The following is a 20,390-nucleotide window of genomic DNA, read 5'->3' on the forward strand; positions in this document are numbered from 1 at the left end:
TTAAATTTTATATATTAATTTCTCTGCTTCGGGCGGCAACCTTCCATTGATCACAAATTTGATGTCCTTTATTTACAACCTGAACAGTATCATAAAGCGCGCAGGTAGGGCATACGTGATAAGGAAGTGCATAAATAGTGTCGCCAATTTTATACTCGTTTTTTCCTTTATTTTCTAAAATCAAATGTTCTTCAGAATGTGCTGTAGGGATTAGATTTTCATCATTTAAAATTACTAATCGTTTATCAATTGGATTTTCTGAAGAAACGGCTTTGTAGCCAATATCAATACAAAGTGTTGCATTTGTTGGTTTTGAAATTATGGTTCCAATGATAACCAAAGCAGGTTTGAATTTTTGTTCAGGCAGATGAATCTGATAATTGGAATCCCAAAAAACAAAAGTTCCCGGACTGCATTCTACATTTTCCTGTGTGGCATAAAAGGGAAAAGTATTAGAACCGCCGGCAACAATTTTTAATTCATAACCCAATTTTTGTTCGATTGCTTCCGTTTTTTCTTTTATTTCAGAAAATGAACTTGAAGCCGTATTCGTTCGTTCTTCGGCACTGCCTTTTAAATGGCCGTCGTAAATATGGATTCCTTCAAAATGAAGGTTTTTGAGCTTAACAATTTTATCGACTAAAGCTGTCCAATCTTCTGAAATCGAAAATCCGGTTCTGTTCATTCCGGTATTTAAATCCAGATAAACATTCAGTTTTAAGTCATTTTCTTTAGCAATTTCATTTAAGGCTTTCGCCGAATCCAGATTGTCAAGAATAGTCGAAAAAGAAGTATCAGGATATTTTTTAATCAGCGAAATCCATCTTTCTTTTTTAATTCCGATGGGCTGATAGGCGAGAAGAACATCCGGAATTTCGTGTATTGCTCCTAGTTCAGCTTCGGCAATTGTGGCGCATTTTATTTTTTTGATGTTGTAAATTTTAAACAACTCCAAAATTTCGCCAATTTTATGGGTTTTAATATGAGGCCTTAATTTTTGTGTGTCACCATTTACTGAACCAATAAGGCGTTCAAGATTAAACCGGATACGATCTTCGTAAGCGGCTAAAAATGGCGTATCAATGTTGATATCAGATTTAATTTTCCACCAATTTTCCTGCATAATTTAGTTTCTTGTTTTTTCTACAACTTCGATTAAATTTTGAAAAGCCTGCAATGCCTGTTCGTAATTTAAATTCAAAAGCATTTCTTTTGAAAATAAATTTGAACCAATTCCCACGCAGACAACACCAGATTTAAACCACGATTTTAAATTGCTTTCTTCGAGCGTTACGCCTCCGGTTGGCATTATTTTTAAACTTGGAAAAGGCGCTCTAATCGCTTTTACATATCCAGGACCACCGATTTTATCAGCCGGAAAAAGTTTTACAACCTCGGCACCTAATTTATTGGCGTGTAATATTTCATTTAAAGTAGCAGCCCCGGGAATCCAGTAAATATTATTTTTAAGGCAGTATGCTCCAATTTCTGGGTCAGTATGCGGACAAACGATGCAGTCTGCTCCTAATTGATGGTATATTGCTGCTTCATCAACAGACAAAATAGAACCAACGGCTATTTTAACATCCAGATTATTTGCTTTTTTAAAGGCTGTCATTTGGGTAAAAACTTCTTTTGCATCATTGGCGCGAGCAGCAAACTCGATAATTTTTATGCCAGCATCAGCCGCTGATTGCAATACTATTTGGGCTGTTTCAATGTTGATTTGGGTTACTAACGGAAGTACACCTTGCGTTTTTAAAATGCTGTACATATTCTTTATTTATCTATTAATTCTATTACTTGAGCCGTTTTTAATAAAATGACTTATTTCGTTGAGATTACTTATGGCGAAATCTCCGTGAATGCTTTGTTTGATTACGCCGCAGGCTGTTGCCCATTCAATGCATTCCTGTCCGGATAATTTATTGGATAATCCGTATAATAATCCGGCATTGAAAGCGTCTCCTGAACCAATTTGGTCGGTTACAATATGTATTTTGTGTTCTGGCGTTTGATAAAAATTACCTTCATGCAGCAATAAACCTTTGTATAAATGTGCTGGCCCGTCTGATTTTCTAAAACTCATGGCGAGTGTTTTTAGAAAAGGCATTTTTACTTTTAATAATTTGAAGGTTTTTTGAAAGCGATTTTCATCGGATTCGTTTTTATCGGTTTTGATTCCGAAATAAATTTCAATCGCATCTAAATCTGCAACCGTTATTGTGCTGTATTGTAATAAATCGGGCATAATTTCAGACGGATGTTTTCCGTACTGCCATAATTTGGATCTGTAATTAAAATCAGAAGAAATCGGAAGTCCTTTTTTATGCGCTGTCAAAATTGCTTCTTTACAAGCTAAACCTGCTTCATGCGAAACTCCCGGACTTATTCCTGACCAGTGAAAATGCGTAACATCTTCTAAAACTTTATCCCAGTTAATTTGATCTTTTTGAATGGTTGCGAAAGAAGAATTGCTTCGGTCGTAAATAACCTGCGATTGTCTGATTTGATTTCCGGATTCAACAAAATACAAGCCCAAACGTTCTCCGCCATAAACACATTTTGAAGTATTTACTTTGTATTTCTGAAGTTCGTTTAAAGCCAGTTGTGCCAAATCATTTTCGGGCAATCGGGTAATATAATCGGTTTGGATTCCGAGTTGGGAAAGTAAAACACAAACATTGGCTTCGGCACCGCCCACATGAATTTTTATTTCATCTGCCTGTGTAAACCGGTTTCCATTGGCAACATTCATCCGAAGTAATAATTCTCCAAATGTTGCTATTCTTGTTTGTGGGATATTTGTATTCATGTTTTTTGTTTTTTGCCACAGATTTCACAGATTAAAAGGATTTCTTTGGATGGTGGTTAAATCTTTTGCCACGAATTACACGAATTTTCACTAATTTTTATATGCTTGAAGTAAAAAAAGTAATTCGTGAAAATTCGTGTAATTCGTGGCGAAAAAAAAATAATCCTTTTAATCTGTGAAATCTGTGGCCTATATATTTTTACATAACCACAGACTTACGACTAAAGTATTTCCTTAACCAATTCAGATTGCTCTTTAATCTTTATCGCCTGTGGCCTAATTTTTTAGAATAATTCGAAAACAGCTTCAACTTCAACAGGAATATTGTCTGGTAAAGAACCCATTCCTACGGCGCTTCTTACTCCAATTCCGTTTTCTTGTCCCCAAACTTCAGCGAATAATTCACTGCAGCCGTTTATTACATACGGATGTCTTAGGAAATCGCCGTTGCAATTTACCATTCCTAAAACTTTTATCACTCTTTTTACTTTGTTCAGACTTCCAAAATTGGTTACAATTGTCGAAAGCATCGTTAAGCCAACTTGTCTTGCAGCCAGTTTTCCTTCTTCGATATCCATGTCATCGCCAATTCGGCCAATGATTAAGGATTTATCGTCGCGAACCGGACCGTGACCAGAAAGATACAAGTATTTTCCGTCGACTAAATAAGGTTTATATATACCAAGAGGTTGAGGTGCTGGCGGTAATGAAAGGCCAAGGGTTTCAAATTTTTCTTGTGGTAATAAATTCATGATATTAATGTATAATTGAGTTTAAAATAAATACGAAAACAATTCCTAAAACAGATACTAAAGATTCCATAACCGTCCATGATTTGAACGTGTCTTTCAGGCTGATATTAAAATATTCTTTGAACATCCAAAAACCCGGATCGTTTACATGCGAGCACATTAAGCTTCCGGCTCCAACAGATAAAACTAACAGATTGGTATCGAGACCAGTAGTTTGTAACAAAGGTAATAAAACACTTGCAGTCATTAATCCGGCTGCGGTTGCAGAACCTACACAAACGCGAATAATCGCGGCCATCATCCAGGCCAATAAATACGGATGAATGTTTATTTGTGTTAAGGCCGCAACAATAGTTTCGTTTACGCCGCTTACAATCATAACTTCTTTCAAACTTCCCGCACCGCCTACAATTAAAACAATCAAAGCGACATCTTTTATAGCAAGGGCATAATCGTCCATTATAGATGGGATGCTTCGGTTCATTCTGATTCCTAAAGTGTACGTGCAAAGAAGTAAAGAAATTAACATAATCATACTTGGTTCTCCTACTGTTTTGCAAACTTCAATCAACGTTTCATTAGTTGAAATTAAAGGTAATATTGAAGTTATAGTTAAACCAAAAACCGGAAATAAGGCCGAAAATAAACTCAGGGAAAAACTCGGAAGTTTACCGTGGTTTACGACTTCTTCAACATTTAAAATTTCATGATCCGATTCGGTTTTGATGTTTTTAAGGAAATTAGAAAATAATAATCCGGCGATAAAAATAGTCGGAATTGCAATTATAATTCCGTAGACTAAAACGAGTCCAATATCAGCATTTAAAATACTGCTCAAAGCCATTGGTGACGGATGCGGGGGCAAAAAACCGTGTGCTACTGAAAGCGACGCCAGCATTGGAATTCCCAGATATACTTTTGACAGTTTGAACTGATGGGCTACTGAAAAGATTAGAGGTACTAACAAAACAAATCCAACACTATAAAATAGAGGTATCCCAACAATAAATCCGGTAATCATTAAACCGAGTCGAACGTATTTTCTGCCCGTCCATCCCATGACTGTTTTTGCAATAACATTGGCGGCGCCTGATGAAACGGTAAGTTTACCAATACAGGTTCCGAAAACTATAATCAGCGTAATAGATCCTAACATTTCGCCCAAACCTTTTTGAACGGTCTGCGACAAAGTGCTTATTGGCAGGCCTAAAAACAGACCTGCTAATAAAGCTGTTATGATAAAGGCAATAAACGGATTGATTTTAAGCCAAGCTATTTGTATGATTAAAAACGCAATGCATGCCGTAAGAATTAAAATGCTCATTTATCTTTTTGTATAATATTATTTTTATCCCTGTCTAAGGATTAAAACTCTTCAATTTGTGCCGTTAGGCACTTAATATCGGTAGAAAACAGGAGTTAGAATATCTCGAGCGTGCCGTAGGTACACAATTGTTGTTGTTTTGTTGCGTACCTACGGCACTCCAAAGAATTTTAAACTAATTTTCTACCGATATTAAGTGCCTAAAGGCACATTTCAACTCTTGATTCTATTATTTATCCCACCAGATTTTTGTTGTAAAAAGGTCTTGACCTTGTCGTTTAACCGCTTCTGCTAAGTTAGTTGAATTCACTGAATATTCGCTGGTTGGATATTTGAAACGTCTTGGTATTGTGCCGTTTGTAACGTTACCCGGAAAGTTTACCGGAACTAAAACCGGATAACCTGTTCTTCTCCAGTTGGCGTAAACTTCCTGTTCGTCTACAAATAAGGCAATATAAACCTGAGTATGAATTTGATTCATTTTAGCCTCAAAAGATCCTGCCGCATTGTACGGATTTGCTGTTAAATATGGCGTTGCATCCGGAATTGTGTAAGCTACTCCATAGATTCCCATGTTTAGGAAAGAAGCCTGAACCCCTTTTTCATATAAATCTTTATCAGATGCAGCGTACCATCCTCTTGCAGCGGCTTCGGCTAAATATAAATTAGTTTCGGCGTTGCTGATCAATACAAGCGGTGCATCGTATCTAAAAACCGTACTTTGGTTAGGCTCAGAATACGTTGCTTGTTCAGCAGGAGTTGGGGCAATTTTAGTTCCGTTAGGGAAACCTTTTTGTACGGCAAGCGCTGTATTTTGAGTTGTTCCCTGCCAAACTCCGGCATAAACACTAATTCTGGGATCGGCAGTTGATTGTAATAAATCGATAAATGTTTTGGCTAATTTTCCGCCTTCCACATTTTTTGTACCGTAAGAACCTGCTGTAAAATCTTGTTTTCTCGAGTCGAAACCAACCGGATTTCGGTTAAAATCATTTGGCCCGTCTGTATATTTCATGATTGCATTATCAGCCGTATTCAAAATTACTCCGCCGGCAATAGCTTTAGTTACCCAGGTTTGTGCCAATGCAGCATCAACTTTTGTTAATCGTAATCCTAAACGAAGCATTAACGAATAAGAGAACTTTTTCCATTTTGCAACATCTCCGTCATAAATAAAATCAGATTTACCAAAACTTGGTTTTGCAGGATCTAATGCGGCTGCCGCTTCGTCTAATTCCTTCAATAAATCTTTATAAATAAATTCCTGAGAGTCATATTTAGGAAGAAAGATTTGTGTGCTGTTTGCTTTTGCAGCTTCAGAATAGGGAATATCTCCATATAAATCTGTAATTCTGTGGTATAAATAAGCTTTCCAGATTCTCGCAATATTTAATTTATTGCTTTCGTTTGGATTGTTTTTTACTTCATTTATTACAACTTCCGTTTCATTTAAAGCCGTTGGATACGCCTGATTAAAATAAGCAGAATAATAAACTTCATTACTCAAATATTTATCACCAGCTCCAGATGCTTCTTTGTAAGTTGCATAATGCTGCAGCATTCCGCCGCATTCTAAAATATTAGTTGCAAAATAATTGTTGTTTAAACCATCAAGCTGTGCTTTGCTAAAAACAAAATTCGGGTCTGGTTTTTCAACTGAATTAGGGTTCGTATTGATTTCTTCAAAATCATCGGTACAAGCTGTCATACTTCCTAAAAGTAAGCCTGCAATATATAAAAGGGTTATCTTTTTCATGTCTTTTAATTTAATTATTAGAAATAAAGCAAGCTTAAAATTTGACATTTAAGTTTAAACCGAAACTTCTTGTTTTTGGTACTCCAAATTGTTCTACACCCTGAGCATTTCCAGCACTAAATACAGATTCCGGATCTACGTTTGGTGTTTTCTTGTAAAGAATAAATAAGTTTCTTGCCACAAATGAAACCGAAGCACCCTGAAGTTTTGATAATCCTTTTATTTTTTCAATAGGTAAATCATAACCCAGAATTACTTGTCTTAATTTGATGAAACTTGCATCATAAACAAATTCCGAAGAAATGTTTCTTAAACCATCATAATATGTTCTTAGGTTTTCCGGAGCAATTACCATATCAACCGGGTTTCCGTTAACGTCAACACCTTTAATTGGTAAACCGCTTTCACGACCTTCAAGCGTCAGTTTTGTTAATCCCATACGAGTTCCGTATAAGTTTGTTCCAGAATATAAGCTTCCGCCAAATTTACCGTCGATTAAAAAGCTCAATGAAATGTTTTTGTATTTGAATTCGTTGGTAAGTCCCGCAGCCCAAGGATGAACTCCCTGACCTAATTCTTCAAGTGGCCCTTGTGCAACAGTTGCAGATCCGCCGCTTACATTATAAACCGTATTTCCGTTAGCATCTTTACGAGGTCTGTATCCTTTTATAATACTGTACGGACGTCCAACATCACTTGTAATCGTTACATATCCGTTTACAGAAGTTGCCATTGTAATTGAGTTTAACTGATCTGTAAGTGCTTCAACTTTGTTTTCGTTGTAAGATCCGTTGAAACTTGCGTCCCAGGAGAATTTATCAGAATTGATGATTTTACCGCTTACTAAAAACTCAACCCCTCTGTTTCTCATTTTTCCTAAATTCAATAAAGCAGTATTAGCTCCGGAAGCTGTTGAAATTGTAGTTTCAACAATATCGTTTGTAGTCGCACGGTTGTACCACGCAAAATCAAGATTTAAACGATTGTTGAAAAATCCTAAATCTGTTCCAATCTCAAATGTTGTAGAAGTCAACGGACTTAAAGTCGCATTTGGAACTCTTGAACTTGTTGGCCCCTGAACCTGCTGACCGTTATGTCCGCCCTGAATCATTGAGTACGATTGGTTCAATGCATAAGGATCTGGCGTTGCGCCTCCCACTTCTGCCCATGAACTTCTTAGTTTAGCAAACGAAACAAATTCCGGCAGTTTTATAATATCCGAAACAATTATACTTGTTCCAACAGAAGGATAAAATACCGTATTGTTTTCTTTTGAAAGGGTAGAAAACCAATCCTGACGGCCTGTTACATTTAAAAATACAATGTTTTTATAATCAAAATCGGCAGCGCCGTAAACCGAGTTGGTTTTAGTTTTTCCGTAAGGGTAACTATAAGCCAAAGTTGATAAATTACTTAAAGCGTAAAAATCATTTAATACAAAATTTGAACCTTCCACTCTGGTTTCGTCTCTCAAGGTCGTACGAGAGTTAACTCCAACTAAAGCATTTAAAGAGAAATCATTATAGAAATTCTTTTTGGTATAATTAAGAATTGCTTCTGAATTGATGTTTGATAATTTCATTTTTGAACCCTGCGCATATCCAACCGGATTGTTTAAAGTTGTTTTTGGAATGTATCCGAAGAAATCATAATCAGTATAATCTTGTCCAACTCTACCTTGAAGGAATAATTCTGGAGTGAAATTTACTTTTACGTTCAACATCCCGATGAAACGATTTTTAGTGTCTTTGTTTTTAATTTTATTAACAACAAAATAAGGGTTTGTTGCTACAGCAACAGGATTCCATGCTTCTTCAATTCCGTTGGCATCATAACCTGGGGCAAGATTTCGAATGTCAACCGTATTACCAATCATGTAAGTCCCCCAGTTTGGATTTGCCTCCGCATCAGAAACCGTTACTCTGTTGTTTGATTTTTCTAAATTATATTGTGCGACAACATCAAATTTCAACCAATTTGTTAAGTTCACATTACTCGCAATGTTGATGCTTTTACGGTTAAAATCAGAATTTGGAACCACACTTTGGTTATCCATATTCGAGAACGAAAGTCGGCCTGTAGCTTTTTCATTTCCTCCAGATAATGCAAGAGAATTAATGAAGGTAGTTCCTGTTTCGTAGAAATTTTTAATGTTATTTTTTTGAGCCACATAAGGTCTTGAAACCCCGTCAAACTGAACTACGTTGCTTCCGTCAATTTTCGCACCCCAAGACCAGCGTCCGGCTGCAACAGCTTCTGCTTGCGTGGTTGGTTTTTTTCCGTTTGCTCCAGAACCATATTCATATTGCCAGTCAGGAATAATCGAAGGTGTTTCGAATGTAAATGAAGAATTATATTCAACCCCAATTCCTTTTTGAGCAGAACCTCTTTTCGTTTGAATCAAAATTACACCGTTTGCAGCGTTAGCGCCATAAAGTGCGGCAGCCGTCCCACCTTTTAAAACCGTAATCGTTTTAATATCATCGGCATTGATAACAGAAGTTCCGTCACCACGATCCACATTTATTCTCGTTGAACCGGCACCGTTTCCAATTCCCGGTAAATTAAGCTGTGTATTATCAATTGGTAAATCATTAACAACATACATTGGCTGGTTATTTCCGTTTAAAGACCCGTTTCCACGAATTACAACTCTCGTTGAACCATTTGCTCCGGTTGAGGTACTGCTCACGTTTACTCCGGCAATTTTTCCAACTAATGCATTCGAAATATTCGTTTCTTTCGCTTTTGTAAATTCAGTTCCTTTTAATTCAGTAACAGCGTAGGCAACAGATTTACTGCTTTTTTTAACTCCAAGTGCTGTAACTAAAACTTGTTCCAGTACATTTTCGGCAGGTTTTAATCGAATCGTTAAATCTGAAGTTTTAAGTAAGGCAAATGATAAAGTTTCATAACCCATGTAACTTACAATAATATGAACTTCGTTTTCCGGAACCTTCAATTTGAATTTTCCGTTTTCATCAGATATTGTTGCTATTTTATTATTGCTCTCGGCATAAATTGTAGCTCCGGCAATTGGCATTCCATCATCCTGACCTAAAATCTGGCCCGAAATTTCAACTTGATTGCTTTGTTGTTCAAAAAGATGCTTTTTTATTGCAATCTCTTTGGCGTTTGTGGAGAAGATGATTCCTCCAATAAACACTAATGAAATAAGCTTTGTTTTCATAATAGTTTGGTTTTCATGTTTTTTTTTTGGTTTTTTATTGGCAAATCAAATATAGATATTTATTTTTCACTTTTGCATTTTTTTTGCAATAACTGCATTTTTTTTGCAATATTTTTTCGCGAAGTATTTTTATAATCCCAAAAACATTTGATTTTTAAAGGGTTTTTTGAGAAAATTTTGCAAAATGAGCTTTTTCATTAAAAAAATAATTTTGGCTGAAAATTCGTATTTTTGAAAAATGAAAATCGCACTTATTCAATCAGAATTGGTTTGGGAAGAAGCTTCTGCAAACAGAAAAAACTTTGAATCGAAAATAAAACAGATCAATCAGCACGTCAATTTGATTGTTTTACCTGAAATGTTTTCGACAGGATTTACTATGAATCCGTCGGCAGTTGCAGAAAAGATGGAAGGGGAAACAATTTCGTGGATGAAATTTATTGCGAAAGAAAAAAATAGTGCCGTTACGGGAAGTTTGGTTATTACTGAAAATGGCAATTATTATAATAGAATGTTTTTTGTTTTTCCGTCGGGAGAAATGCAGTATTATGACAAACGTCATTTATTTTCATTAGCAGGCGAAGACAAATTCTATACTGCAGGAACTCAAAAAGTAATTGTTGATTATCTGGATTGGAAAATCTGCCTGCAGGTTTGTTATGATTTGCGTTTTCCGGTTTTTGTGCGAAATGTAGAAAATTACGATTTACTTTTATATGTGGCCAACTGGCCAAAAATACGCACCAACGCCTGGGACGCTTTGCTTAAAGCGCGCGCGATTGAAAACCTAAGTTATGTTGTGGGTGTAAACAGAATTGGGCTTGACGCCAATAACTACGAACATACCGGACATTCGCAGGTTGTTGACTTTTTAGGAAATTACATTTTAGAACCACAAGAACCAGAAGGTGTTTTTGTGGTTGATTTAGATAAAAATGAAATGCTGGAAACCCGAAAAAAGCTCGATTTTTTAAGCGACAAAGATACTTTTGAGATTAAAATCTAGAAAGCTTTTCGCTGCTTTTCCTCTTTTTTCCTTTTTTTCTCGTCTTCTTTTTTCTCTATTTCGGGACTGTAAGGAATACTTAAATCCACGCTTTGATCAACGTCCCAATTGCTGCGGACATCAACTTCCTGCTGATAATAGAAAACTTCTTCGGCGTATCGTTTGTCCAGAAAACTTCCGGCATCATACATTTTGTTTTTATTATCGTCGTAAATAATCCTAACCGTAAACTGAGTTGGTACTAATAAATTGAATTCAATTTTAGTATTTCCTTCAGAATATTCGCTGGCCAAAACTTCATCGCCTTTTTTGTTCGTGATTTCAACAATGATCGGGAAACGTTTTACATTTTTCAAATTCAAAACTAAATTTCCGTAATCGGCAGCTTCTTTTGTGGATAGTTTATATGATAAAGTATCGTTTGTTTTTTCGTAAAAATCAGTCAAAGCGCCCGGGAAAAATGTAAAATTGTATTTTTCCTGAGGTTCTTTTTTGAAATCGACATACAGTTTCTGATTGAATTCGTCATATTCTGTAGTAAAATCAACAGCTGTCGAATCTTTGTTAACTAATTTAATTTTTGATTTATCGAATTTCACCAAAGGCGTTTCAGTTTCTAAAGTAAATCTTTCTCTAAAATTAATTATACCGTTTTGAACCGCTTTAATGTTCATCGTGTCCTTTTTCTGGTCTTTTACTCTAAAAGTAAACCTCTTTTTATAGGTATCACGACTAACTTCTAACGATAAAGAATCGGCTTTTAAAGGTTTATACCAAACCTGAAGCGAATCTTTTTTAGGAAACTGCGTTACAATGGTTTCAAGAACCTGATCATTGTTTTTAAGTACAATTGTTGGCTTATTGATCTTGAAATTTTGTTTTCCTTCATAAGGTAAAAGCAATCTGTTTCCTGATGCCTGAATTGGTTTTACGGCTTTTAACGGAAGTGTTTCCTTAAATAATTCCAAGTCAAAAACAGTGTCATTTGGCACCGTAATAAAATGTTTGATAAACCCAATTTTATCATCTTTTGGGTTGTATTTATTGTTACTTGATTTATCTTTTAAAGCAACCAAAAGATATTTTCCGGCTTTTAAATTTTCAAATTCAAAAGTTCTTAAACTGTCTAAAGTATTGGTAACGTAACGCGGAAAATCTTTGTAAATAACAGAATCTTTGTATTTATCATTTGCTTCATACAACATTACAGAAACAAAATTATCTACCTTTTTTTCATACGAATCCTTAATGCTTCCTCTAAGTTTTAGCGAATCAATATAAGGTCCAGTCGAAAAAACATATTTAAATTGGTTTATCGCATTTCCCTCATTATTATCCGTAATACTTTGTCCAAAATTAAAACTATACGTTGTGTTGGGCTGTAAAGTATCTTTAATTTTTATGTTTAAAAATTTACTAACACCAGTTGGATAAATCAACGGCTCATTTTTCATTGGAGGTGAAATAACAAGTTGTTTGTTGAGGTTTTTCAACTTTACATATTCATCAAAAACCAATGTAATTTCGTTTCCTTTAAAATCAGTACTGAAATTTTTAGGAGTACTCGAAACCAAAACAGGAGCCAATGTATCTTTTAATCCGCCAGTTATACTGCCTCTTTTGGCGCAGCTCATCATTAATAATACCAATAAAAATGAAATGTATTTGAGTTTGCTTTTAAACATAGCGGTTTTTAAATTTGATTGCACAAAATAACAATTATATTTGCTTTAATTGAAATTTTTTGGCCATTTATTAGGATTTACAGCTTTTAGATTTACTTCTTTTTTTGAATAAGAAATAAACAATAGGCTATAATTTCTTACTTTTGAGTTCAAATATAATTCCCTTAGGTTTTGATAAAAAGAATTTTCTTGGTTTTAATGGTTGTTTTGTTTTCTGCCTGCAGTAAAAATAACAAACCTGTAATTGCTTTTTATTATTGGAAAACCAATTTGAAATTTTCTCCAACAGAAAAAGAAGTTTTAAAAGAGAATGAGGTTCACAAGCTGTATGTTCGTTATTTTGATATCGGACTTCATCCTGAAACACAGTCTCCAATTCCCATAAGTCCAATTCATTTTCAGGAAAATACCCAAAATTTTGAAATTGTTCCCGTGGTTTTTATTCAGAATAAAGTAATGCTGCAAACTAATCTTGATATTGAAGATCTGGCTAAAAAGACGATTCATTTAATTGAGGAAATCAACAAAAAGAATAAAATCAATTATGCTGAAATTCAAATTGACTGCGACTGGACATTAAATAGTAAAGACAATTATTTGAAGTTTATTGAACAGATTAAAAAGCTTTCGCAGAAAAAACTCTCAGCAACAATAAGGCTTCATCAGGTAAAATATTTCAGAAAAACGAAAATCCCAAATGTAGATCATGGTGTTTTGATGTTTTACAATATGGGAACTATTGCTCCCGATTCTCTCAATTCTATTTACAGCCAGAAAATCTCGGCAAATTATTTGAAGAGTTTAAAGAAATATCCGCTCGATCTTGATTATGCGTTGCCAATATATTCGTGGGCAGTTCACATCAGGAATCAAAAAGTAGTTGGACTTCGTTCTAAACTGAATTTCAGCGAACTCAAAACGGATAAAAACTTTGTTCAGATCAATTCCATTTTTTTTAAAGCCAGACAATCAAATTATAAAAATGGTGTTTATTATGAAGAAAATGATCTGCTTAAAATAGAATCGATTTCTGCCGAAGATTTAAAAAAAATGGGAGAAGATTTAAGCGAAAACTCGGCGAAAGCCCCAAAAGAAATTATATTTTACGATTTAGACGAATTCAATTTAAAAAGTTATGAAAAGAATGTTTTTGAGCAAGTTGTTTCTTGTTTCTAGTGTTACGATACTTTCGGTTTACGGAATACTATATGCCTGCGGCGGCGGTGACGACTGGGATTTTTTTGGTTACAATTCTAATTTCACGCCCGAAACCTTTGCGGATAAATCATATTCACCATTGTTTTTGGCCGGAGATATTTTTTATGGAGTTGGTTTTGATACCAAACACAATTCGCGTTTCAACGAAAACATAAAATCAGATTGGGGAACTTACCTAAAAGGTGTTGTTGATACTACAACGGTAAATTATTTTTTAATTGGAGATGATAAACCAAGATATTATTCTGATGAAAAAAACACCATTAAAAACAAAGAAGAAATTACAGACCTTCATGTTTTTTATAAAAACAAAAAGCAAAACCCGTCCTCAATAAAATGGGGCAAAAAAATGCCGTTGAAAGATGCAAAAGTGAAAAGCTTTGTAGAGTTTTTGTATCTGGCTCAAAAAATTGAAACGGTTTCAATTGGCGAAGATTATTGGAGTTACGATCCTGTTGTGGCCAAAACTTTTAATGATTTGCAAATGATTCAGTCGATCGAAAATGTTTACAACACAACTGCAGATCCGTTTTTGAAAAACAGATATTGGTTTCTAACAATGAAAGCTCGTTTTTACAGCAACAGCAAGCAAAAAGCAATTGACTTTTTTAATAAAACCGAAAGTTCTGTTCCTAAAAATGTATTGTATTATCGTGCACTTTCGTACGTTGCCGGAATCAATTATCAGCAGAAAAAATATGCAGTTTCGAATTATTTATATGCACAGGTTTTTGACAAATGCCCGGAATTGAGAATTGTTACGGCTTATAGTTTTCATCCCAAAAATGAAGCTGACTGGACAAAATCGCTGGCAATGGCAAAAAATAATAAAGAGAAAGCGGCGCTTTGGGCGATTCACGGATTTTATAAAGATGAAAAACAAGCTATTGAAAAAATTTATGAGTTAGATCCAAAAAGTGAACACTTAAATTATCTGGCCACAAGATTGGTAAACAAACAAGAACAAGCGCTTAATAATTCATTTCAGCAAAAAGCAGAAGAAAATCAGCCGGTGAAAAACCAGACAGTTGCCGAAAATAAAACCGAAAATCAATCTAAAATAGATAAAAGTGCTTTTGATTTAATTGCCAAAATTTCGGCAGCAGATAATACGGCAAGGCCTTATTTATGGGATTTATCTTTGGGTTATTTACAGACTTTAAAAGGTGAATATACAAATGCTGATAAAAGTTTTGATAAAGCGGTAAAAACACTTCCTAAAACAGAATTGGCGGGAATGCAGCTTCGTTTGTTACGCTTTGTAAACAACTTGAATAAAATCGATAAGCTGACAGATAAAAACGAGAAAACAATTCTGTCAGATTTAAACTGGCTGTATTATGAACTTCCAAAAACATATAAAGAAGGAGAGTTTCGTTATCAAAATGCTTCTTCGTGGAGCAGAAGTTATTTATCTGCACTTTATAAAGGAAAATCAGATCCGGTAATGGCGGAGATTTTTGGCGAATCGCGTTATAGTTATTGGAATGACGGAAATGCTTTTTATGACAATGAAAAAAATCTGCTGGATATAAAAACATTTTTGGCAAAGCCAAACAAAACCGAAATCGAAAAAATTGGTGCTGGAATTTATAGTTTGAAATTGAAAGATATTAGCAATTTCCAAGCGGTTCAGGCAACTTTTAAAAATAAAATTCCCGAAGCGATTGCTTTTATGAAGGAAACAGATTCTGTTCAATATTATAAATTTTTAGGAAACCCGTTTAACGGAAGTATTAAAGATTGTCACGATTGTGATCATACAGCGTATCAAAAAAGAAAATATACTTTTATTGATTTTCTAAATACGGTAAAAGAAATGCAGGATAAACTGGCTCAAAAAGAAGATGTTTACACGAATAGTTTGTTGCTTGGAAATGCATTTTACAATATTTCGCATTTTGGAAACGGAAGAACTTTTTATGAAATTAGTATTGTAGGTTATGGTTCAAGTCCGTATTCGTTTAGAGACTCGATGAAAAAAATGATTACCAATTGTGATGTTTCTAAAGGGTATTATCAAAAAGCACTGTTGGCTGCAACAACAAAAGAGCAAAAAGCAAAATGTGTGTATTTGATTTCGAAATGCGAACGAAACGAATATTATAATAATAAATACAATAATGTTACAAATTGGTGGAGTATTGAAGACGATAAAATTAATTTTATTGCCTGGAACGGTTTTAAAATTTTGAAAAAGGATTATTCAGACACGCAATATTATAAAGACGTTATTGCTGAATGCGGTTATTTTAATACTTACATTAATCAATAATAGAAAATCATGGTTAATAAAATAGAACATATCGGAATCGCGGTAAAAAATATGGATGATGCGAATGTATTGTTCGAAAAAATGCTTGGTGTTCCATCTTATAAAATGGAAGCGGTAGAAAGCGAAGGTGTTTTGACTTCGTTTTTTCAAACCGGAAATAACAAGATTGAACTTTTAGTGGCGACAAATCCAGAAAGTCCAATCGCAAAGTTTTTAGAAAAGAAAGGAGAAGGAATTCATCACATCGCTTTTGATGTTGAAGATATTCATGCCGAAATTTCTCGTTTAAAAAATGAAGGTTTTGTGCTGATAAATGAAGTTCCCAAGAAAGGAGCCGACAATAAATTGGTAGTTTTCCTGCATCCCAAGAACACAAATGGCGTTTTGGTGGAGCTTTGTCAGGAAATTAAATAAAAAATATCACTTTTTGTTTTTAAATAAGGTCTTGAAAATCAATCTTGTTTTGAATACTGGGACTTTGAATTGAAATTAAATGCAAATCATGTCTTAAAATATTTGGAGTGAACGAAAAATAGTAGTAATATTGCATCCTCTAAACCGGTCCTATAGCTCAGCTGGTTAGAGCACCTGACTCATAATCAGGTGGTCCCTGGTTCGAGCCCAGGTGGGACCACTTCTTTAGAAATAGAAAGCCTTTACAGAAATGTAGAGGCTTTTTTGTTTTTAGGGCCAAAAGGGAGTGTTTTTTTTAATATTTTTAGGCATGATAATTTTTGGCCTTATTAAAAAAAAATGAACGTATTTATGGATAATTTTAAACCAAATTCCAATGTCAACGAAAATTATTTAATAAAAATACTGGTTAAATCATGGCCTAAAGAATATTTTAGAGAAATAAGTGATATTGAGGTTATTAAAGATTTTTATAATACTTCGTATCAAAATTTCCATAAGGAAATTGAAGTATTTTTAGATAAATATCATCCTGCATCTTGGATAAGAATAGCATATATTGAAATAGAACTCTGGACATTAGAATTGTTAATTGATAAGGAAAAACAAATAGAAGAAAATAATAAGATTTTTGCTCCTATAGGCAGATATGGGTGGAGATATATTATAGAAAAATCTTTAGAAAAATTAGAAGAAAGTGATTTTAGTAGTTTTGGTGATAAAAGACCAGATGATATAGATATAAGTAAAGTTTTTACTTTATTACTAGGACTTAGCTATTGTAAGGAAATCTCTAATTATATCCATTATTTTAAAAATCGATTTACAACAGCAAAAATTGTTTTTTCAACAACTATTTATGGGAATTGGCCTGAACTGGAAGAAAGTGAAAGATTGTTTATTAATGATTTAATGAGTTTTTATAATGAGGTTGTAGACTATGATTTAGTTCCTGAGTTGAACTATATGGATAATAAAGATTTATTAGATCGGATAGATTTATTCTTGCAAAACCACTTTGAATTTTCTTTAAGTGAAGTGGATGTTATAATTAAAACTTTGAAAGAAAGAGTGGCTCCTGAAATTGGTGCTAGGATTTTAGTGATGCCTACTAATGCATTAATAGTTATGCTTGCCGACTATACTTCTATTGAAATAAACAGAGTTTTTAATTTGATGAATTTTATACTTTTTGAGATTTCAAATTTCAATTATGAGCAACGAGATTTTTTGAAAAAAAGCCAAAATGTTAGAATGTTAAATTTTGCGGGGTGTAGATTTGATTTAAATAACAACTTAAAAACTATTTATGAAGAAAGCGCTTTGGAATTTGAATTTGTAGAGACTTTTGAAAATCATTGTATTATTTCTTTTGCCTCATTGGCAGAATGGAGAGTTAATTTTGTAGAGAGAATAATTTTTGGAAAGCGAATTGATTTAAAGGCACTGAATGCTAATATGAAAAATGATATTTCTAAAATTGAAGACTTTTTTCATAGGAATGTTTTTGAAAATAATATTAAAAATATATTGATAAATAAGGGACTTCCTTGTATCTCACTCGAAGAAGTCGAAAAAAAGAAATTACCGTGCGGAGAAATAGATGCACTTTCAATTGATGAAGATAATAAAGTTATATATATAATTGAAGCAAAAAATTTAGCTCCAATAAAAGATGCACGCGCTTCGGGTAATACTATTAGTGATCATTATAAACAAAAAAAATATCATAGTAAGTTTTTGAAGAAAATTAAATGGGTAGAAGAAAATTTAGATACCCTATCTGCTGTTTTTAAAGTGCAAGTTTCTGGAAATTATAAAATTGAAAAATATTTTGTTACTGGAAGTCCAAGTCCTATTAAATTCTTAGTTTCGGACTATCATGTTTTAACATATTATGAATACTATAGTTTAATAAATAAAAAATATGGATGAAATTAATATTGAAAGGTTCGAAACAATTGTTTTTATTGTGGCTAAAGAATATATTGACGATTTTAATTTCGTTGAGATTCAAAATTTTTGTGAAAAACTTTTGCAAGAGCCTTCAAAGGCTAATAACAAATTGATGTTAATGATTGACGGATATGATGAAGATCCTCGGGAGTTATGTGAAATAGAAGAAGTAAGAGAATATTTTAGTGTTTTAGATAAATTGTTTCCTTATTGGTTTTATTTTTTAAATAGAAATGGAGATAAAACCCAATCGTCTTTATTGCTTTTAGCGTCAATCTTGGTTCCGATTAAAAAAATTGAAATTGTTTCTGGAAAAAAATATATTGAACATGATGTTGATAAATTTTTAGAATTCATGAAAAATCATTTTTATTATTTAGAAGAGTTAATTACAAAAATAGGATTGCCAGATAATGAAAGACTAATAATTATAAATGATGTTTTTAAATGTTTTCAATAATTAATATTCTTGGATAAATATATTGAAATCTGTTGATTAAGGTTTTGTTTCCTGAAATACGTTAACTTTATGTTTCAAAGACAATTTTAATCTTCATAGTAAAATGGATAATTTAACTCCCGAACAACGGAGAAAAAATATGCAGGCCATAAAAAGCACGGCAACTACGCAAGAAGTCAGGCTTGCCAAAGCTTTGTGGGAATTGGGTTATCGCTATCGAAAGAATAATAAAAAAATATTCGGTAAACCGGATTTGACTTTTGCTAAATATAAAATCGCCATTTTTATTGACAGTGAATTTTTTCACGGAAAAGATTGGGAAACGCAGCAATTGCGAATCAAATCAAATCGGGAGTATTGGATTCCGAAAATCGAACGAAATAGGAAACGTGATATTGAAGTCAACGCTTTTTTGATTGCTGAAAAATGGAAAGTGATTCGGTTTTGGAGTAAAGAAGTTCAAAAAGAATTAGATATTTGTGTGGCAAAAATTCAAGAAGAAATAGAATCTTCAAAAATAAAAACTGAAGAAAAAAAGAGTTGATTTTATACTTTTTCTTTCTTCTTTTCTTTTGCTTCTACTTTTTCGATAACCTTAAAAATTTCTTCAGCCAGTCTTTGAATAACCGGCATGCTAACCGAATTTCCTGCTTGTTTATATAAGCTTGAATTTGAAATTGCAGGCAGTTTATAATCATCAGGAAAGCCTTGAAGTCTAAAACATTCTCTTGGAGTCAGTTTTCTAAAACCAAAATCGGTTGTAATGATCGGAACGTTGTGTCCGCCCGTTCCCATATTGGCCGTTAGAGTAGGGCATAAGCCAGATTTGTTTTCTCTAACATATTGTCTTCTAAATTGATAGATGTGATTCTTGTTTACAACCGCTTCTTTCAGTTTATCGTACATGTACTTCTCTTCGCCATAATAAAATTTATCAGAAACTTTTTCTGTAATAATTAAATCTTTAATAGACTTCGTTAATTGTTCTTTTTCGGGGAATTTAAACTTGAAACTTTTGTTGTTTAAGAAGTCTTTATCAAAAGCAATCATGAAAAGCCGCTCTCTGTTATGCGGAGTATTTCCAAAATCTTTGGTATTTAAAATAGAGCTGTCAAAAGTATAATTGCGTTTTTTTATTTCGCTTTTTATAACTTTTAATGTGTTCCCTTTATCGTGCCCTTTTAGATTTTTGACATTTTCAAGAAAAACCACTTTAGGCCTAATTTCATCTATAAAATCCAGAATTTTAAAAAAATGATTTCCTCTTCGGTCATCAAAACCTTTTCGGTGACCGGCAAGTGAAAAAGGCTGACAAGGAAAACCGCCAGTTAAAATGTCTACTTTTTCAATAGTTGTTACGTCAAGATCCATAACGTCACCTTCAATAAGATTATGTTTGAAATTGTTTCTGTAGGTAACGCAGGCTTTTTTGTCAAATTCATTGGCCCATTTCAAATTAAAACCAGCTTTTTCAAAACCTAAACATATACCGCCTACGCCTGCATACAAACTTCCAACTGTATATTTATTTTTCATTTA

At 33.6% G+C, this 20,390-nt stretch carries 16 protein-coding genes and 1 tRNA gene; 8 read left to right on the plus strand and 9 right to left on the minus strand.

Translation table 11 applies throughout. The features are described 5' to 3' along the window. Positions 1 to 7 precede the first annotated feature (7 nt). The 7 genes from APR43_RS08975 to APR43_RS09005 all read right to left on the minus strand — a co-directional run bounded on the left by APR43_RS08975 (position 8) and on the right by APR43_RS09005 (position 9,837). Complete coding sequence (locus APR43_RS08975) at positions 8 to 1,123, minus strand: D-TA family PLP-dependent enzyme (protein ID WP_053473324.1); 1,116 nt, start codon at positions 1,121 to 1,123, stop codon at positions 8 to 10. Between the two features lie 3 nt (positions 1,124 to 1,126). Further along, on the minus strand, positions 1,127 to 1,774 hold the full coding sequence (locus APR43_RS08980) for an aldolase (RefSeq protein ID WP_053473323.1): 648 nt from the start codon (positions 1,772 to 1,774) through the stop codon (positions 1,127 to 1,129). A 9-nt stretch (positions 1,775 to 1,783) separates the two neighbouring features. Then, on the minus strand, positions 1,784 to 2,815 hold the full coding sequence (locus APR43_RS08985; RefSeq protein WP_053473322.1) for a sugar kinase: 1,032 nt from the start codon (positions 2,813 to 2,815) through the stop codon (positions 1,784 to 1,786). Between the two features lie 284 nt (positions 2,816 to 3,099). Continuing rightward, entirely contained in the window at positions 3,100 to 3,567 is a 468-nt protein-coding gene (locus APR43_RS08990) for a RidA family protein (RefSeq protein WP_053473321.1), read from the minus strand. A 4-nt stretch (positions 3,568 to 3,571) separates the two neighbouring features. Next, complete coding sequence (locus tag APR43_RS08995) at positions 3,572 to 4,891, minus strand: GntP family permease (protein WP_053473320.1); 1,320 nt, start codon at positions 4,889 to 4,891, stop codon at positions 3,572 to 3,574. A gap of 229 nt (positions 4,892 to 5,120) precedes the next feature. Beyond that, positions 5,121 to 6,647, minus strand: a complete 1,527-nt coding sequence (locus APR43_RS09000) for a SusD/RagB family nutrient-binding outer membrane lipoprotein (protein WP_053473448.1) — start codon at positions 6,645 to 6,647, stop codon at positions 5,121 to 5,123. Between the two features lie 34 nt (positions 6,648 to 6,681). Next, on the minus strand, positions 6,682 to 9,837 hold the full coding sequence (locus APR43_RS09005; protein ID WP_053473319.1) for a SusC/RagA family TonB-linked outer membrane protein: 3,156 nt from the start codon (positions 9,835 to 9,837) through the stop codon (positions 6,682 to 6,684). 238 nt (positions 9,838 to 10,075) lie between these two features. Between APR43_RS09005 and APR43_RS09010 the strand changes: the two genes are divergently transcribed. Beyond that, on the plus strand, positions 10,076 to 10,843 hold the full coding sequence (locus APR43_RS09010) for a nitrilase family protein (protein ID WP_053473318.1): 768 nt from the start codon (positions 10,076 to 10,078) through the stop codon (positions 10,841 to 10,843). On the opposite strand, the gene APR43_RS09015 is transcribed toward APR43_RS09010, so the two are convergent. Next, entirely contained in the window at positions 10,840 to 12,528 is a 1,689-nt protein-coding gene (locus APR43_RS09015; RefSeq protein WP_053473317.1) for an Ig-like domain-containing protein, read from the minus strand. The two genes, APR43_RS09010 and APR43_RS09015, sit on opposite strands and share 4 nt — an antisense overlap. 171 nt (positions 12,529 to 12,699) lie before the next feature. Between APR43_RS09015 and APR43_RS09020 the strand changes: the two genes are divergently transcribed. From APR43_RS09020 to APR43_RS09050, 7 genes are all read left to right on the plus strand, one after another. After that, positions 12,700 to 13,704, plus strand: coding sequence for a hypothetical protein (locus APR43_RS09020; protein WP_053473316.1), 1,005 nt, complete (start codon positions 12,700 to 12,702; stop codon positions 13,702 to 13,704). Continuing rightward, on the plus strand, positions 13,664 to 16,021 hold the full coding sequence (locus APR43_RS09025) for a hypothetical protein (protein ID WP_053473315.1): 2,358 nt from the start codon (positions 13,664 to 13,666) through the stop codon (positions 16,019 to 16,021). Before APR43_RS09020 ends, APR43_RS09025 begins: the two co-directional genes overlap by 41 nt. Before the next feature lie 9 nt (positions 16,022 to 16,030). Continuing rightward, the gene (gene mce / locus APR43_RS09030; RefSeq protein WP_053473314.1) at positions 16,031 to 16,435 is read left to right on the plus strand and encodes a methylmalonyl-CoA epimerase; all 405 of its coding nucleotides are present in this window, start codon (positions 16,031 to 16,033) and stop codon (positions 16,433 to 16,435) included. A gap of 146 nt (positions 16,436 to 16,581) precedes the next feature. Further along, positions 16,582 to 16,655: transfer RNA gene (locus APR43_RS09035), tRNA-Ile, on the plus strand. Between the two features lie 131 nt (positions 16,656 to 16,786). Next, on the plus strand, positions 16,787 to 18,370 hold the full coding sequence (locus APR43_RS09040; protein ID WP_123959132.1) for a hypothetical protein: 1,584 nt from the start codon (positions 16,787 to 16,789) through the stop codon (positions 18,368 to 18,370). Next, positions 18,363 to 18,851, plus strand: coding sequence for a chlororespiratory reduction 6 domain-containing protein (locus APR43_RS09045; protein ID WP_053473312.1), 489 nt, complete (start codon positions 18,363 to 18,365; stop codon positions 18,849 to 18,851). Before APR43_RS09040 ends, APR43_RS09045 begins: the two co-directional genes overlap by 8 nt. A gap of 103 nt (positions 18,852 to 18,954) precedes the next feature. Further along, positions 18,955 to 19,395 carry a very short patch repair endonuclease gene (locus tag APR43_RS09050; RefSeq protein ID WP_053473311.1) on the plus strand — a complete coding sequence of 147 codons (441 nt, stop codon included), beginning with the start codon at positions 18,955 to 18,957 and terminating at the stop codon, positions 19,393 to 19,395. A 2-nt stretch (positions 19,396 to 19,397) separates the two neighbouring features. Here the strand turns inward: APR43_RS09050 and dcm are convergent, their stop codons facing one another. Beyond that, positions 19,398 to 20,387: a DNA (cytosine-5-)-methyltransferase gene (dcm, locus tag APR43_RS09055; RefSeq protein WP_053473310.1), complete on the minus strand. Its 990-nt coding sequence runs from the start codon at positions 20,385 to 20,387 to the stop codon at positions 19,398 to 19,400. Between the last annotated feature and the right edge of the window lie 3 nt (positions 20,388 to 20,390).

It is taken from the genome of Flavobacterium sp. NLM, from assembly GCF_002210235.1.
GTDB lineage: Bacteria > Bacteroidota > Bacteroidia > Flavobacteriales > Flavobacteriaceae > Flavobacterium > Flavobacterium panici.